The sequence below is a fragment of the Flavobacterium sp. A45 genome (assembly GCF_002001005.1).
Lineage (GTDB): Bacteria > Bacteroidota > Bacteroidia > Flavobacteriales > Flavobacteriaceae > Flavobacterium.
On record NZ_MUNX01000085.1, the window covers coordinates 1 to 442 of the forward strand.

Below are 442 nucleotides of genomic sequence, written 5' to 3' on the forward strand. Positions count from 1 at the left end.
GGTTGTACGGCAGATCAAGTGTTGAACTTGACTGTAACACCAAAACCTGCAGATATAGTAACGAATCAAACCATTTGTTCGGGAGCGACCTTCACCTGGAACGGTACGGATTATACAACGAATCAGACAGGAACAAGATTCCCAGGAGCAGACGGTTGTACGGCAGATCAAGTGTTGAACTTGACTGTAACACCAAAACCTGCAGATATAGTAACGAATCAAACGATTTGTTCGGGAGCGACCTTCACCTGGAACGGTACGGATTATACAACGAATCAGACAGGAACAAGATTCCCAGGAGCAGACGGTTGTACGGCAGATCAAGTGTTGAACTTGACTGTAACACCAAAACCTGCAGATATAGTAACGAATCAAACGATTTGTTCGGGAGCGACCTTCACCTGGAACGGTACGGATTATACAACGAATCAGACAGGAACAA

Annotated in this window: 1 protein-coding gene; it reads left to right on the forward strand. The window is 45.2% G+C overall.

Annotated features, from left to right (window positions below; translation table 11 throughout):
* A partial coding sequence (locus B0E44_RS18805; protein ID WP_217341304.1) for a hypothetical protein occupies nucleotides 1–442 on the forward strand: 442 nt, incomplete at both ends.